General features: G+C 51.8%; 16 protein-coding genes. 4 read left to right on the top strand and 12 right to left on the bottom strand.

What is annotated here, in order from left to right; translation table 11 throughout:
- Positions 1-29: 29 nt before the first annotated feature.
- Positions 30-809 carry a TetR/AcrR family transcriptional regulator gene (locus ACFSB2_RS25245; RefSeq protein WP_377945917.1) on the bottom strand — a complete coding sequence of 260 codons (780 nt, stop codon included), beginning with the start codon at positions 807-809 and terminating at the stop codon, positions 30-32.
- Positions 810-948: 139 nt separating this feature from the next.
- Here ACFSB2_RS25245 and ACFSB2_RS25240 point away from each other — a divergent pair, with 139 nt between their 5' ends.
- Complete coding sequence (locus tag ACFSB2_RS25240) at positions 949-1,836, top strand: ATP-binding cassette domain-containing protein (protein ID WP_377945915.1); 888 nt, start codon at positions 949-951, stop codon at positions 1,834-1,836.
- Positions 1,836-2,624, top strand: a complete 789-nt coding sequence (locus tag ACFSB2_RS25235) for an ABC transporter permease (RefSeq protein ID WP_377946019.1) — start codon at positions 1,836-1,838, stop codon at positions 2,622-2,624. The genes ACFSB2_RS25240 and ACFSB2_RS25235 overlap by 1 nt, the downstream gene beginning before the upstream one ends.
- Before the next feature lie 128 nt (positions 2,625-2,752).
- On the opposite strand, the gene ACFSB2_RS25230 is transcribed toward ACFSB2_RS25235, so the two are convergent.
- From ACFSB2_RS25230 to ACFSB2_RS25200, 7 genes are all read right to left on the bottom strand, one after another.
- The gene (locus tag ACFSB2_RS25230; protein WP_377945914.1) at positions 2,753-4,093 is read right to left on the bottom strand and encodes an amidohydrolase family protein; all 1,341 of its coding nucleotides are present in this window, start codon (positions 4,091-4,093) and stop codon (positions 2,753-2,755) included.
- Entirely contained in the window at positions 4,090-5,766 is a 1,677-nt protein-coding gene (locus ACFSB2_RS25225; protein ID WP_377945912.1) for a CocE/NonD family hydrolase, read from the bottom strand. Before ACFSB2_RS25225 ends, ACFSB2_RS25230 begins: the two co-directional genes overlap by 4 nt.
- A gap of 69 nt (positions 5,767-5,835) precedes the next feature.
- The gene (locus ACFSB2_RS25220) at positions 5,836-6,879 is read right to left on the bottom strand and encodes an ABC transporter substrate-binding protein (RefSeq protein WP_377945911.1); all 1,044 of its coding nucleotides are present in this window, start codon (positions 6,877-6,879) and stop codon (positions 5,836-5,838) included.
- 20 nt (positions 6,880-6,899) lie between these two features.
- On the bottom strand, positions 6,900-7,694 hold the full coding sequence (locus ACFSB2_RS25215) for an ABC transporter permease (protein WP_377945910.1): 795 nt from the start codon (positions 7,692-7,694) through the stop codon (positions 6,900-6,902).
- 126 nt (positions 7,695-7,820) lie between these two features.
- Positions 7,821-8,615, bottom strand: coding sequence for an ABC transporter ATP-binding protein (locus tag ACFSB2_RS25210; protein WP_377945909.1), 795 nt, complete (start codon positions 8,613-8,615; stop codon positions 7,821-7,823).
- A 130-nt stretch (positions 8,616-8,745) separates the two neighbouring features.
- Positions 8,746-10,089 carry an FAD-binding oxidoreductase gene (locus ACFSB2_RS25205; protein WP_377945908.1) on the bottom strand — a complete coding sequence of 448 codons (1,344 nt, stop codon included), beginning with the start codon at positions 10,087-10,089 and terminating at the stop codon, positions 8,746-8,748.
- Positions 10,067-10,912, bottom strand: a complete 846-nt coding sequence (locus tag ACFSB2_RS25200; protein WP_377945907.1) for a creatininase family protein — start codon at positions 10,910-10,912, stop codon at positions 10,067-10,069. The genes ACFSB2_RS25205 and ACFSB2_RS25200 overlap by 23 nt, the downstream gene beginning before the upstream one ends.
- 249 nt (positions 10,913-11,161) lie before the next feature.
- Between ACFSB2_RS25200 and ACFSB2_RS25195 the strand changes: the two genes are divergently transcribed.
- Positions 11,162-11,917, top strand: a complete 756-nt coding sequence (locus ACFSB2_RS25195; protein ID WP_377945906.1) for a cysteine hydrolase family protein — start codon at positions 11,162-11,164, stop codon at positions 11,915-11,917.
- A 23-nt stretch (positions 11,918-11,940) separates the two neighbouring features.
- A complete protein-coding gene (locus ACFSB2_RS25190; protein ID WP_377945904.1) occupies positions 11,941-12,381 on the top strand; it encodes a cupin domain-containing protein in 441 nt (146 codons plus the stop codon).
- Positions 12,382-12,532: 151 nt separating this feature from the next.
- Here the strand turns inward: ACFSB2_RS25190 and ACFSB2_RS25185 are convergent, their stop codons facing one another.
- From ACFSB2_RS25185 to ACFSB2_RS25170, 4 genes are all read right to left on the bottom strand, one after another.
- The gene (locus tag ACFSB2_RS25185; RefSeq protein ID WP_377945903.1) at positions 12,533-13,489 is read right to left on the bottom strand and encodes an oligopeptide/dipeptide ABC transporter ATP-binding protein; all 957 of its coding nucleotides are present in this window, start codon (positions 13,487-13,489) and stop codon (positions 12,533-12,535) included.
- 92 nt (positions 13,490-13,581) lie between these two features.
- On the bottom strand, positions 13,582-14,409 hold the full coding sequence (locus ACFSB2_RS25180) for an ABC transporter ATP-binding protein (RefSeq protein ID WP_377945901.1): 828 nt from the start codon (positions 14,407-14,409) through the stop codon (positions 13,582-13,584).
- Positions 14,384-15,259 carry an ABC transporter permease gene (locus tag ACFSB2_RS25175; protein ID WP_377945900.1) on the bottom strand — a complete coding sequence of 292 codons (876 nt, stop codon included), beginning with the start codon at positions 15,257-15,259 and terminating at the stop codon, positions 14,384-14,386. The genes ACFSB2_RS25180 and ACFSB2_RS25175 overlap by 26 nt, the downstream gene beginning before the upstream one ends.
- The gene (locus ACFSB2_RS25170; RefSeq protein ID WP_377945899.1) at positions 15,256-16,197 is read right to left on the bottom strand and encodes an ABC transporter permease; all 942 of its coding nucleotides are present in this window, start codon (positions 16,195-16,197) and stop codon (positions 15,256-15,258) included. The genes ACFSB2_RS25175 and ACFSB2_RS25170 overlap by 4 nt, the downstream gene beginning before the upstream one ends.
- Between the last annotated feature and the right edge of the window lies 1 nt (position 16,198).

Raw genomic sequence — 16,198 nt, 5'->3', positions numbered from 1 at the left:
AGATGCGCAATGTAGAAAAGCCGTGGTCTTCACTCGCCATTGTCCGCCTTCTTCTTCGAAGCGACGTAGCGCTCAATGCCGTCGAGAATTCGTTCTAGTCCGAAGTCGAAGTCGTTCCCAACCGGACTCTGTTCCGCGTTTTCTTCTGTGTAAACGCCTGACATAATCACTGGATACAAATTAGGGAACTGTTCCGGCGAAACCAATTGTTTCAAAGCCGCACTATAATCGAGACCACTAAATGCCCCAGGAGTCGATCCCGCCTGTATGGCTCGGTCCATATCCCGCATGAGAATACCGCACGAACGCGCGTAACTGCTCAACAGTAAGACGACAGACATCTTCTCGTAGTCATTCAGGGGGAGCACACGCGTCGTTCGAAGCGCCCAATCCACAAAGCGTAAATGGTTTGGCGTCATGGGGACGCCTGAAACGGGAATATCGCCAAACCAAGCGTGGGCACGCAAAAGCTGAATCGTGACCTGAACGTATTCACGCATGCTTTCACGCCAATCTGCCCCTGCCTCCTCCACTGGAATCGGGACATCGCACACTGCATCCTGCATGAGCAACAACAAGTCATCTTTGCTTGGTATATAGCGATAAAGCGACATGGTGGTAAAACCGAGCGATGCTGCAACCCTGCCCATGGAGACGGCAGAAATCCCTTCCTTGTCCGCGATGGCGATGGCAGCTTGAACGATTTGTTGAATGCTCAATTCACGCTTCGGGCCACGCTGCGATGGTTTGACCAATCCCCAACTGATGGCTACACCGCTTGGCAGCGCCGCTCCAATTTCTTCATCCATGAAATAAAGGCCCTCCTGTTTGGCTCGTGGTGTCGCTGTAAATATACTCTCTCATTTTAGTGTTGCATTTAAACTGTATACGCAATATACTGTGTACGCAACACACTGTTTATATCATACACAAAAAGGAGCGTTCTCCATGACCACACCAGCCATTGAAATTTCCGGTCTACAAAAGCGCTTTGGCAAACAAGTGGTACTCGATGGCATCAACTTGTCCGTGCCAACCGGATCCGTTTTTGCCTTGTTGGGCCCAAACGGCGCTGGCAAGACCACACTCATCCACATCCTTTCCACACTCGTAGCGCCTGACACAGGGTCGGTGCGAGTTGCGGGATACGATGTCGTCGCTGAAAAGGACGGCGTGCGGCGTTCCATCAGTCTGACAGGTCAATTTGCAGCCGTCGACGAGACATTGACCGCCGAGGAAAACCTGCGCATGATGGGCAGGCTCCAAGGCCTGTCCGGGAAGGCAGCTCGGGAAAGGGCGAACGAGCTCCTTCAGTATTTCGATCTCGTCACAGCAGCCCACAAGCGGGTAAAGACATATTCAGGAGGCATGCGTCGACGACTGGATCTCGCCATCAGCATGGTGGTCTACCGCCCCGTCCTGTTTCTCGACGAGCCGACGACGGGTTTGGACACACACAGCAGGCGAGCGCTATGGAGCAACATCCTCCAACTGGCCGCGCAAGGGGTGACGATTTTTCTGACCACTCAATATTTAGAAGAGGCGGATCAACTGGCCGACACCATCGCCGTCATCACCAACGGTCGTATCGCGGCACAGGGAACGGCAGAAGAACTCAAATCGCGCGTCGGCAATGAGGTGGTTGAGCTTCGCAATGAAAAAGACGAGATCGTCCGAGAAATCCCGACCGACGGCAGTATCCATGGGATAAGAAAGGCACTAGAAAACTTGGCCAAAACGGCTCCAGCAGGAACGAAAGTGAACATTCGCAGGCCGAGCCTGGATGATGTGTTCCTTGCGTTGACCACGACAAAAATGGAGGTATCCTCATCATGATGATGACACCGACTGCACCAACTAAAACGACATCATTCTCTGTAACCAGCAGCGTCTTCATTGGCCGCAGCATCCGTCACAGCTTGCGCAATACGGAAGCACTGACGATGGCCATCATGCTCCCGGTGATGCTGATGCTGTTATTCACCTATGTGTTTGGCGGCGCACTTGATCCAAACGGTGACTATGTGAACTATGTAGTTCCGGGCATCATACTGTTGTGTGCTGGATACGGGGCGTCGAGCACAGCAGTGGACGTCGCGGATGATATGACCAACGGCATCATTGACCGCTTTCGCACCATGCCCATTCGCAGCATGAATGTCATCACGGGGCATGTCGTCGCAAGTTTGGCCCGCAACCTAGTGGCCACAGGCGTTGTCATTGGCGTGGCGCTGCTGGTGGGATTCCGGCCACATGCCGGATTTGTTGAGTGGCTTGGCGCCTTCGGCGTCATCATCCTGTTCATTCTAGCGTTCACCTGGCTCTATGCAGCCATCGGCTTAGTTGCGGGGAGTCCGTCCGCCGCCAGCGGCTACGGGTTTGCCTTGTTGTTCTTGCCCTACCTCTCCAGCGCCTTCGTGCCGACGAACACCATGCCCGTCTGGTTGCGCGGAGTGGCCAACAACCAGCCCATCACGCCCGTCATTGAGACCATCCGCGCTCTGTTGACCGACACCCCCATGCACAATCACGTATGGTGGGCGATGGGATGGTGTTTACTCATCATACTAGGCGCGCTCATCTGGGGGACATTGGTCTTTCGCAGCAAGGCTGGGCAACGCTAGAGATGGCTTACTGATATTGATGAACAATCACAGATAAAAGGAATTCACAATGCCCTTCAGTGGATGGCGTCTACCTCACAAGCGTCTTCCATCAAAAGGACATGCGAATTCCTTTCTTGTGTTTTGAATTACACCCCTAATTTGATGCCATTTTCTATCTGAAACTGCTTTGTCTGTTGCAAAATGGAGACAAGTCTACCTCGCTTAAATGTCCATCTGCCCGGAGAGAGTGTTTGGAGTGCGGACAACGCACTCGGACAATCCAAAACGACCATGTCTGCGATATTCCCCACCTCGATTTCATGCTCGCGCCCTGTTGCCAAGTATCCTGGCACACTACTGACCATACGCAGCGCCTGTTCTGCCTCCGCGGGCTGAAAGTGTGCCAAATATGCGGACAATTGCGCAGCGTCTAGTAGATCACCCCGACCAAATGGATGAAAGACGTCCTGAATGTTATCTGATGCAGCAGCGACTTGCGCCCCGCATCTGACAAGCGCCTGAATACTCGTCACGCCGCGGCGCACATCTTGTGTATCCTGCCTCGCCTGCAAAAAGAGATTTGAACCGGGTAAAGTGACCACCCCAATCTTGCGCTCAGCCACCCGTTTGCAAACCTCTTCCACCTCTGCGTGTGGTATCGCGCCAAGTGAAACACAGTGCCCTGCGATGGTCGGAAGGGCGAAGTCATCTGTCGGCGCCAATTCTACCAAATCCAAAATATTACGCATCGCCGGGTTTAACGTTTCATCCACATGCATGTCAATCGATAGATCCATCTTGCGCGCAAGCCCGACAATCCACTGCAAATTCTCCCTCGGATGGGCGGACAGATGGGATGCGCCGCCAAGCGCTGTCAAAAAACGAGCTTTTTCAGCCAAAATGCTTTCCACACTTGCCTGCGCTTCTAACGGGCACATCAACACCAACTGGATGTCAATGACATCTCGCAAAACGCGCTTGGCCGCTGTGATACCACTGACGCTTTTGGCAAACATCCCGCCATTGCGCCCGTAATTTAAGTGTGTGCGGAGCAACGTCGTGCCGTGCTGTACAGCCATCAAAGCCGTCTGAATTGTTCGCTCGTATATATCCTCTTCGGTGATTCCATCTTCATGCGCTGCGAACGCTTCAATTGCGCCCGCAAGCGTTCCAGATGGATTCTCCGTATAAGACAATGTCAAAGCCTTGTCGAGGTGTGTATGTATGTCGACAAAACTAGGTATCAGCAAACGACCTTGCAAATCAGCGGACGATACAGACCGTCGGCCCGCTTCCGATAATCCGATTTGCAAAAGTGGCGTTGTAGCAACAGGCTCTTCCAAAGATAAGGTCGGGCGGATCGAAACAATTGTGCTGTCGGCGACGTGTACATCATAAAGACCAGACAAGCCGAGCAGTCTTGCGCGCTGCAGGACAAATACAGTGGAAAGCGAGAAAATCGTTCCTTCATCCAGATCTGACTTCATACAGACGCCCCCCATCGTCCCAAAGGTAAAACCAATTTTGAAGGACACTTTGCGCCACATGCCACCGCAACCGTTGCGATGTTCAGTTTTTCCGCCCCCACAAACGGAATGCCCGTTTCATCCATGCCATTGGGATGGCGAGACATGAGCGGATACGCGCTTCCGGTCAGTTCGAGCCGAATGGATTCTCCTTTGGCGATCTCGATGCAAACCGGTCGCATCTCAATCAAAACCTCCCTCCATGTGGTTTCGTCCTGCTTCGCGTCGATCTGACAACGCCCAATCGATAAAAACGTCGCGCGGCCATCGCGGCCAACTACGGAAAGAATGGCGACCAAATCCGTCGGCGCGTTCACAGCGTCCACCCAGGCAGACAAACTCGGTGCCCCGGCGATGTAAAGAATATCCTGGCATTTTTCGCTGGTATAGACCAAGATTTCATACCGATCCTGCAATCGCTGTCGGCTCACAGGCAGAAAAGAATCACATTCCATCGGCAGCCGAGCGTCATACACGAACACATCTGTGGCCACATCTTCTGTCTCAACTGGCTCAAGGCACAAGCGCCCGCCGCCGAGCGCGCCGTTGGCGGGCGCCGCATGCGACTGCAAGTACCAAGTTGACACACCTTGGTGCACAGCTGTTGACCAAGTATCAGCTTCTGCCCACTGATTTCGGCCAAGCACGAAGTAACGGACTGGTGAAGCCGCTTCAAGCTCATCAGCGTCACGCAGCCAATGATTGAACCATTTCACCATCTCAGTGTCCACACGCCCAGCCGCCGCCACGCCGTAATCTTGTTCAGCCACATATCTTCCCCATGGGATATGTCCCCAAGGGCCAACCAACAATCGGTGGCGATGTGCGGCAGCCTGTTCTTCGAGCCGCGCGTATGTCTGTAACGTGCCCTGCAAATAGGGATCAAACCAGCCAGCGATATGATAGGTAGGCACACATTGTTCAAGCAATATCGGCAACAAATTTCGCTTGGCCCAGTAGTCGTCATCTTCACAGTGCTCCACCCACTCCTGATAATAAGGCGCGAGTGTCTTGAGCACAGAGATGTCATTCTGCGGCAGGTGATCGATAAATGCGCGCGGGTTCTTCATGATGGCGGACATCTGCGCTTCTACAGCAGGCAAGTCTTTGCGGCGCGCTTCGTCTCTTGCCAGTTGCGCGGCCCAAGGCAACGTGCCGCCAAGCGAGAAACGCCCCGTAGGATAAAACCAACCGCGATACAGATCTGCGGCGCTCATCGCCGGCGCGATGGCCGTCAAGTGCGGCGGCCGCGCCGCAGCCGCGGCCCATTGGGTGTACCCCTGATAGGAAAAACCGTACATCCCTACACGGCCATTGCTGCCAGGCAACTTTGCAGCCCATTCAACCGCGTCATAGCCATCGGTCAACTCTTGCACAAACGGATCGAAAATACCTTCGGATCCGCCGCGGCCGCGCACATCCTGTATCACCACGATGAAGCCTTGCCTGGCATACCAACTGGGGTGCGCATAGGTCACCGTCGAGGCAATCGACTTGCCATAGGGTTGACGCATGAGCAGCACTGGCAAGGTCACATCCGTCTGCGGACGATAAATATCTGCCTGCAAAATGATGCCATCGCGCATTGCGCAAGGCACATGTTCTTGGAACTCCACCTCTGCAAACCGGGCCATGCTCTCCCTCTCCTTTTGCTTATATCCACCTAACCAGTGCGAACTGCATCGCGGCGGTCATCTGAACTGTTACTGTTGAGGCAAGAATTGATCTGTAAAGGCGCTATTGACATTCACATCCGATTTGAGCAATCCCGTTTGCTTCATCTGCTTCTCTAACTTCGTCCAGTTCGCTTCCGACATATAGCCAATCCCATGCTGTTTGGCATCCCCGCCAGTCACAAGCGGTTTTTCCGTCTTCACCGAATAGTCCATCTCATTGATTGACAAATCCGAGTTCAGTTTGTGAATCTCATTGTCGGTCGCTGACGGCGACTGCAAAAAGTCCTGCCAGCCCTCCTGCGACGCTTTGACAAATGCTTTCACCACATCAGGATGTGCTTTGATCTCCTGTTCTGTCGTGAACATCACATTTTGATAGGGATTGAACCCAGAATCCGCCACCAATTCATACTTGACAGGTACGTGCTCCTGTTTCAACACATAGGGTTCCTGCGTCACATACCCTTGAATCACCGCATCGTTTGAATGGACGAAATTGACCAGCGAACCTGTGTACGTCATCTGTTTTGCATCGTTCAACTTGTATTTGCTCTTGATATACGCCCAATACGGACTGGCCGCGGATACATAAACGGGATGTCCATTCATGTCGGCAAAGCTTTTGATGGCTGCGGAGCTATGCCAAATCAGCACCTGTGGATCCTCTTGCAGCGGCGCAAAGATAGCGACAATGGGGATGCCCTGCGCTCTAGCCAGCAAAATGGAGTCCGCGCTCGCCATGCCAAATGTGTACTTGCCTGCGGCGACCAAAGGTATGGTTGAGACTTGCGGACCACCTTGCTTTGTGGTCATCTGTAAGCCTGCCTTTTGGTACAGATTTTCTTGCTGGGCATCCCACTGCCCCCCTTGCTCTGGCTGCGCATACCAGTTCATCACCTGGGAAACCGACTGTGTCGTTTTGCTGGAGATGGCTTTCGTGCCACTGCTCTGCGATGTTGTATTGCCTTGACTTTGAGACTGACTGCCACCGCTGTTTGTTCCACACCCTGCTACAGCCAGCAGCAACGTCGCCGACACAAAGCAACCAAAGACAGATGTTCGTTTTTTCAATTCAATGCCCCCCCGAGCCTTTATTCTGTTGCAATGGCTGATTCGTGCCATTTCCCAATGAAAATCGTTGTTACGGCATTGACGAGTCCAAAATTGAATATCCCAAGAAGCGAACTGGCGATGGCTGCCGCAAACAGGTAGGCCATCTGTAGGTTTGCAGCAGTCTCGGTAATGAGATAGCCAATCCCGCCGCTTCCGCCACCGACGCCAGCGATGAACTGGCCGACAATGGCCCCAATAACAGACAGGCCCGCTGATATTTTTAATCCGGCAAACATTTGCGGCAGCGCACTGGGAAAACGCACTTTTCTCGTCATCGTCCATCTTGAGTTGTTGTACATCTTGACCAGGCTGACCAAATTGGAATCAGTAGACAAAAAACCAAAGTTTGTATTTGAGATGATTGGGAAGACAGCCACCAGAAAAGAAATGACTACAATTGCCGTCATCCCAGATCCCACCCAAATGATGATAAGCGGCGCCACAGCGACAATTGGGATGGTTTGCAGCAATATGGCGTATGGATAAAGGCTTCGCTCAATCCACTTGGCCTGTGACATGATGAATGCGGAAATCACGCCGACGGCAATGCTCAGGGCAAACCCAAGAAAGGCGCTTTCGAAGGTGATCCAAATGGCATTCCACAAATCACGCGCATTTTGCACACCTGCTTGCACCACTTCAATCGGCGTGGGCACCAAATAGGAGGGAATCTTACAAAGCTGGCAAACCAACTGCCACAATATCACAAAGATGATGAACACCAGCAAAGGGGGGGACATCCGCCCCAATCGGGCTTGTACTGATAATCGCATGGCGACTCGCCTCCATTTCTGCGCTGAAAATCAACATGTTACCTTGATGCCGCTCCAGCCGCGATGCGCTCTAGCACCTAGGAAACTCGTGGTTCTGTCGGTGTGTGGGCGCATCGTGATCGCAGCCTATTCCTCAAGCAGTTTTATCGCTTGGGCAATGGTGGACGAAAATTCCGAGTCACTGAGCATGTCGCGTTTTCTGGGATACGCAGCGGAAACTTTTAACTCCGTACGGATCCGACCAGGATTGGATTGCATGACGATGACACGCGAAGACAGGTAAACTGCCTCAAATACGTTATGTGTGACGAACAATACCGTCATACCGAAACGTTCCCATAATTTCAACAGCTCTTCGTGCAATCTTTGACGGGTGATTTCGTCCAAAGCGGCAAAAGGCTCGTCAAGCATGAGTAGTTTTGGTTTGGACACCAGCGCACGCGCGATGGAAACGCGCATTTTCATGCCGCCTGACAATTGGCGCGGCAACTTGTTGGCAACTGATTGCAAACCGACCATCTCCAACATTTGCAAGGAACGTTCCCGTCGTTCGACTCGCGGCACACCCATCAGTTCCAGCGGCAGGCCGACATTGGCCAACACCGAACGCCACGGCATCAGCGTCGGTTCTTGAAACACAAAAGCGATCTCTCCAGGTCGCTCCTTGATGGCGTTCACGCTGGAGCCGAGAATCTCAACACTGCCAGCAGTTGCTGTTTGCAAACCAGCCACAGTGCGCAATACCGTAGACTTGCCGCAGCCAGAAGGACCGAGCAATGAAATAAACTCCCCTTCCCGCACTGTCATGTTCACACCCTGTAAAGCCCAAGTTCCCCCGGTGTACTGCTTGCTCACATCGCGCAAGGAAACAGCTACTCTTTGACCGATCATTGAACTGACCTCTGAAACGTTGATAGCCACGCACTGCACCTCCCCGTAGAATTGCGCCTCTATACTTGACCATTTAATTGAGCATCAGTACGCGTACTGTCCGCGATCCGCCGATTGACGCTCATTTTCCCGATTCGGTTTTGCAGTCGCATCGCGCATACTACACGACGCGCTCTGCGTCTCTTGTCTCGTATACCAGCTTGTGTGGATTCAAAAGCCCTTGTGGATCATTCTCCTGCTTGAGCTTGATTAACTTGCGCAGTTCAGGCGACCTTCCGCCAAATTCCAACCGCCAAGTATGCGGGCTGGCAACCGAGACCCCAATGGCTTCACACGCTTCTATCAAGCGCCGCAGATGTTCATCGGTGGAAAACACAAAAACCGGAAGTCCACTCACCGTCAGTTGGCCATGATTGCGCATCAACTCAATATGCATCGTCAGTTCCGGAAAATCTGCCTGCAATTTTTCGATTTGCGTCAGACAATCATCTGTGGAAAATCGCGTTTGCAAATAGGTGACTGCTGGATTTTCTTTCATCGCCCACAACGTCGTGTGGTTCCATGTAAAATCCGAGACCCCAACACCACGGTGATACTGTTCAGCAGGCGTTTGCAGCGCGATCTCGCCGCCCCATTGTTCGGCCAATTCGTAAATCAGCGCTGAATCGCTGGACGCAATCTCCAATAGGCAGACCGCTTTATCCTTTGGCAAGTGCAGCGGCGTGAAGGATGCTGGCAGCGGCCATTCGTGAATGGACAACAACCGCTTGGTGATGGCCGGAATTTCCGCCAAAGTCATGCCAAAACACAGCGCCTTGGAAAACTCGTCAAATGTGATGGCCCATTGTTCCCACTCATTTTTTGGACTAAGAAAGATAGACAATTCCGTGATGATGCCCGCTGTACCATAGTTGTGGATATAGGGAAGCAACGCTTCGCCCTGAATGGTCAATGTCCGCGGCACTTTCTCCACAGTCTTCACTTTGATGCTGTGCACCAATCCATCCCAAATCGTTCCCCAGGTGATGGAACCAATGCCGCCTGAACCTCCACTGATAAATCCACCAATCGTCGCCTTTTGAAACGTGCTGGGATATACGCGCAGTTCAAAACCGTGCTGCCGGGAAAACTGCTCCATTTTACCCATGCGAATCCCAGATTGAACCGTGATCAAATCCCCTTCTAGGCGCAACACCTGATTCATCGCCGACATATCGAGCACGACGCCGCCGGATAAAGGAATTGCTTGGCCGTAGTTCCCTGTCCCGCTGCCACGTACGGTAATGGGGACAGCATACGCTGCACAGATGGACAACACTGTGTCTAACTCCGCCTCTGTCTGCGGGCGAACAATACATTCTGCCAAGCAGGCTTCCAATTCCCGCAACAGAACCGGGGAGAAATAGTAGTAATCCTTTGAATATTTTTCGAGTGAACGCTCATCGATAAAAACCGATTGACTCGGCAAAGCAGACAACAGTTTATCCTTCCACTCGCAATTCATGGACTTCCCCCTCTTCAACCGCATCAAATTGAGCAATTTCCATCAGCACGTCCGCCAATTTCGCCACCATGGCCGAAAACAGGTGACCACCCATCTCTGGTGTCGCTTGATTTGGATCGCCTATGACGCCGGAAGCACTTAAATCTTTTGTCTTCCAAGCGACTGCAAAAGAACCTTCAATGGATAATTGCCCTTCCCGTTTGACGAATGCCGGATATTCAGCTTCCGACAATGCAGTGTCGACCCAATTCGGAATCAAAGACTGTAGCAACGCCGTTTCGTACGCCCCAGCATGAATCCCGTGTCGCGACTCTACCTCGTCAAACATTCCCTTCTCCATCAGAGAACCACCACTGATGACAAATGGAGATATGCCCGTTTTAATGCGAATCTCTCTGGCGACCACATGCAACAAACCAACGTTGCCACCATGACCATTCAAAAACACGATTTTGCGAAATCCACTTTTGGCCAGAGCGTCAGCGACGTCCATTAAAAGTTTCATTGTCGTTTCTGCACTGAGTGATATCGTTCCAGGAAAATCGATGTGTTCCATACTGTAACTGTAAGCAAGCGGATAGATAAAATAGAAAGGGTGATTTTCAGGTAGATCTGCCAGAACACCTGCAACAAGGCTTTGTACAATCAAAGTGTCTGTAAAAAGTGGCAAGTGAGGGCCATGTTGTTCGGTTGCGCCTAGCGGAATCAGCACCACGCCTCCGTCATCCGCCATCTGCGTGATCTCTGTCGTCGAATACCTCCCCAGAAATCGTTCCGACACTCGTTCTGGCATACATCCCCACCAATATTTTGCTGCTGTCATTGGGATCCCCCTAAACACCTCGTTCATTTTTTCAAGCGTCTGAATCTTAAGCACAGTCTCATTATGCATATGCGCAAAATTCATGTCAATATCAATAACACAAAATTCCGATCCAGCATGAAAAACGCTGAAAAAAATCAAAATAAGTGATATTTAATCACATTGACGAAGTGAGATCTGATGAAATAGAATCAAATTACACTTTCAAAATCACTTTAACGTAAATAAAACTAACATGGATGTGGTTATTTGATCCAATTAGGTCAACCGAACAATTCGTGGCGGGTTTCGCGGAACGAGGTGAACTTATGCCGTGATATACCACGTGAAGCATGGGCGTTTGCCGCGCATCCACAAGACTTGACAATGAATCTACGCACGAGCGCTGTTGTCATCATCGATATGCAAAATGATTTTTGCGCCAAAGGAGGGTGGTTGGACACGATAGGCGTCCCTATCGACGCTGCAAGGGAGCCCATCGGGCCGTTGAATCCGTTATTGACCTTCGCGCGCAATCGCGAGATACCCGTCATCTGGGTCAATTGGGGAAATCGAGTGGACAAATTGAATGTAAGCCCATCGACACTCCACGTATACAATCCAGATGGAAAGTCCATCGGCCTCGGAGACCCTCTGCCTGCAAACGGATCGCCAGTACTGGAAAAGGGCGGGTGGGGCGCCGCGATTGTCGACGGTTTATCGGTGGACAACCGCGATATCTTCGTTGACAAGTTTAGGATGAGTGGATTTTGGGATACACCGTTGGACAGCATCCTGCGCAACTTGGGCATCACCAGCTTGCTTTTTGCTGGCGTGAATATGGATCAATGTGTGATGGCCACTTTGCAGGACGCCAATTTCTTAGGCTATGACTGCATTCTGCTGACGGACTGCTCTGCCACAACTTCCCCTGCCTATTGCCGGGACGCGACCATCTACAATGTGAAACAATGCTATGGATTCGTAACGACATCCGAAGCATTTGTGAATGGGAAAAGACGATAATTGCTCGTAAGGAGAGAAGTTCTATGACACAGACCATCGACAAGCCAATATTCGGAGGATTAGAAGACTATCCTGTCTATAAAATATCGGAGAAGGACAGCAATAAATTTGCGCTCATCTGTGATTCTACGCAAGCGCCGCTCCCGTTCATGATGTGTATCGAAATTTTTGATGTAGACGGCGCTACACCCGTCAACGAACATCAGCAGGCGATCGAACACTTTTACGTTTTATTCGGGAAAGGCAAGGCCCGAATTGGAGACACCGACATTGATTTAGCGCCTGGAGCGCACGTGCTCGTGCCTCCACAAACCGCGCATGTCGTGCAAAATACGGGTTCCACCAGGCTCTACGTGCTGACCACCATGATTCCTGACGAGGATTTTTCAAATCTGATTCTGCGTGGAATACCTGACGTTTTGGATGAAGAAGACAAAGAGATCCTGCGTCACTTGCTAAAATGAGCCATGCGCAGTGGAAGGTGGGCTGGCCCCAAGCACCTTTCTTCAACTTTGCGCCAATCGGTGATGAGACTGCCAACATCAACTCAGGTGATTTAGCAAAAAGTCCGTCCCATTCAGTGGGCGGACTTTGATATTCACATCCATCTTTATCTCAGCGAACAGCTTCTGCATGATGACACCTGACCGTGTGCTGTCCCACGCTTCGAAATGCTGGCACTTCTCTACGGCATACATCTGTTGCGTAGGGACAACGCGTATGAAAGGGACAACCATGTTGTGGAAAGACCGGATCAGGGATCTCCACTGCGGTTGATGGATGATCGACAAATTCTCCGGGTATCAAACTGGGCACCGCCTGGAGCAACACTTGCGAATACGGATGCAGCGCTTCCGCATGAAACCCGGCAGCCGGCGCCCATTCCATCAGCAACCCCATATACATCACTGCAATCCAATCGCTGATTTGAATGACACGCGATATATCGTGAGAGATAAACAGAAACCCATATCCTTGTTTTCGTTGCAACGTCTTCAGTAGATGCAGGATTTGCACTCCTATTGAGACATCCAACGCTGAAATCACTTCATCGCAGATGATGATTTCCGGTTCGAGAATCAACGCCCGTGCAATATTTACCCGTTGGCACTCCCCTCTGCTCAGTTCCGCAGGGTACTTATCCATATCATCTATCGGCAATTCCACCATGTCCAACAACCGCTGCACTGCCGCCATCCTCGTTTTCTGATTCCCGACACGAAAATGCTGCAATGGTTCCGCAATCAATTGCGCGACAGTCCGATATGGATTGAGCGCATTAACCGGATTTTGGAATATATATTGAATCCGTTTGCGCAGAACTCTGGCTTCTCGCAGAGATAGGCGGGAAATCTCTTCGCCATGATAGAACACACCTCCATCGCTCGGTTGTTCCAGCCCCGCTAAACAACGCGCCAATGTGCTCTTTCCACAGCCGCTTTCTCCGACTAAACCGACCGTCTCTCCAGCCCGGATTTGCAACGAGACATCGCGGACGGCCAAGACGGAGACGCCGGGCCGAAACACGGGTTTCCATGTATACGTCTTTTGCAGGTGTTTGCTTTCCAGCATGCTTTGGTCCCCTTTGCGATTGTCCTGTTGCGCATAAAACGTCCCTTTGGGTCCCCCGCTATGGCCGACATCTTCCTTCCGACTGGACAACATCACGCGTGGCGGTCTATCTCGACTGGAGAAGGCAACTCGCTGCCAAGTCGAGGCGCCATCTGCAACAAATGCCGGGTATAGGGATGTTCCGGATGATAAAATATCTTTTCTGTCGATCCATACTCCACAATGTTTCCCCGCCTCATGACCGCAACCTGATCCGCGAACTGCGCAACGACACCCAAATCGTGCGAAATAAACAAAATGCCCATGTGAAATTGTCGTTTCAAATCGCGCAATAAGCCAATGATGTTCGCCTGCACCGTCACATCAAGCGCGGTCGTCGGTTCATCGGCAATCAACAGTTGCGGACGGTTCAGCAGTGCCATGGCAATCATCACCCTTTGAAGCATGCCGCCGCTCAAAGTATGGGCGTAACTCCGTAGTTGCCGCTCTGGATCCGGCAATCCAACACGCATTAACATTTCTAGCACACGTTGCTTTTTCTCTTTGCGGGTGCCCGTTCGCACCGTCTCCATGAGCTGTTTGCCAAGCGGCATCATGGGGTGAAAAGCCGTCGCCGGATCCTGAAAAACCATGGCGATATCTTTGCCCCGCACACTGCGCATCGCCCGCTCGGACATGTTCAGCAAATCCTTGCCATGACAGCGGATACACTCGGCTTGAATCGTGCCCGGTTTTTGCACCAATTTGAGCACAGACAGCGCCAGCGTGCTCTTCCCCGAACCACTTTCCCCCACCACCGCAAGGGTTTCTCCACTGTGCATCCGCAAAGTGACACCGTTCACAGCTGAAATGGTTCGATCCGCTACAGCAAATGACGTCGTCAATCCTCGAATATCAAGTAAATATGGATGACTTTGCACGACTATCCCCTCGCTTTTGCAGCTTAGCTCTCCCAGACACCGACCATTTCCTACCCAGCAAATGGCCAATCCAGTTGATTGCGAGCACAGAGACCACCAATGCCAGCAGCGGAAACAGCACGAGCCACCATGCCTGAAAAAAGTAAGGTTGCGCTTCAGAGATCATCGAGCCCCAAGTCGGTGTCGGCGGTTGCAGACCAATCCCTAAAAAGCTGAGCGTCGAAATCACGCCAATCGCTGTACGGAATGACAATGTCGCTAACACCAACACAGTAGGCACCATGTACGGGAGCACATGGAACTTCAAGATGCCCCATCGGGTGCCACCAGACATATACGCCGCCTGAATAAACGCTCTACCCTTGAGTGCCCTGGCTTCATCGTATATCAACCAAAGAAACTGTCCCCACAGAGAGAAAAACATCGACATCATCATGCCGAACGCATGCTCCCCGAACAGGAGCACAATGATTAACGGCAACCAACGGACGGGAAAAATCACCGATATTTGGCCGATAAACAAAATGACAGGGGTTGCAATCGGCAACACATCATACCCCGCCACCATGCCCAACAAGGTGCCAGTGACCATGGCCAACACGACAGAAATCAAAGCCAGTCCCAGCGTAACGCCCGTCGCATCGAGCAGACGGCTGAACACATCCCGCCCCAACTCGTCTGTTCCCAGCCAAAATGAAGCAGAGGGCGGCTGCAGTTTTCCGCCGACAAACGGCGTGGTCGGATTGTAGAATTTCCCCGCTTTGACAGCAAACATTCCACTGATGATCAACGCCAGCAAAACGAAACAGCAAATGATGAACGGTCGAGATCGCCATACATTTTTGTTCATGCCATCACCCGCTGCCCATCTTGCCTGAGCCGCGGGTCGAGCCACGGCTGCACGAGATCCGTCAGAAAGCGAAAACATAGAAAGATGAGCGCTGGGACGAAAATACATCCCTGCAGCAATGGCAAATCTCGCGTCGACAGGGTGTGGACAGCAAGGCTGCCCACACCCTGATATGCAAAAATGTTTTCGACGATGACGGTGCTGCCTAGCAGTTGACCAACCTGAAGCGAAAGAAAAGAGACGACGAGTGACAAGGTGGGCCGCAGCAGGTATTGAACTTGCAAGCGCAGGGGAGATACGCCTTTGGCCCGTGCCGTGACAATGAATTTCTCGCCCAACACTTCCTGCAATTTCGTGCGCAGCAAAATCCCACTTTTGATGGCTTCTGCGCCTGCGAGCAACAAAACTGGCATGATGAGCGATTGGACACCCTGACTGCCGGAAGGAGGCAGCCACTTCAATTTGACGCCAAAAATCTCAATCGCCAGAATAATGGGCACAAAACCTGGCAGTGAATAGAGGCAGAGCAATACACCCTGAAATATGCGCTCTATTTTTTTTGAAGCGCCCAAACTGAGAAAGCCAAGCACAATCCCTCCGAGGATGCCAAGCGGCAACGCAAGCCCAACCAATTTGATGGTTCCCCACAAATATGGAGGTATGATTTGACGGACAGGCTGCTGCAGTTCATAGGAGACGCCAAAGCGGCCGGTGATAGTGTGCTCCATATAGACGAGTAGTTGCAACCAGACCGGCTCATTCCAGCCAATCTCCGAGCGAAACGCCGCTTTCTGCGCCTGTGTGGCATCCACAGCCAAAATCGAATAGGTCGGATCCCCCATCGCCCTGCTCGCAAAAAAAAGCAGCATAGAAACCATGAGGAGCATCATCAAACCGCCGAACAGCCGTTGAACAGCTTGAATGATTCCCTGCGTCATC

It is taken from the genome of Alicyclobacillus fodiniaquatilis (assembly GCF_042678105.1).
Classification (GTDB): Bacteria; Bacillota; Bacilli; order Alicyclobacillales; family Alicyclobacillaceae; genus Alicyclobacillus; species Alicyclobacillus fodiniaquatilis.
This window is presented reverse-complemented; position numbering and strand designations above follow the sequence as displayed.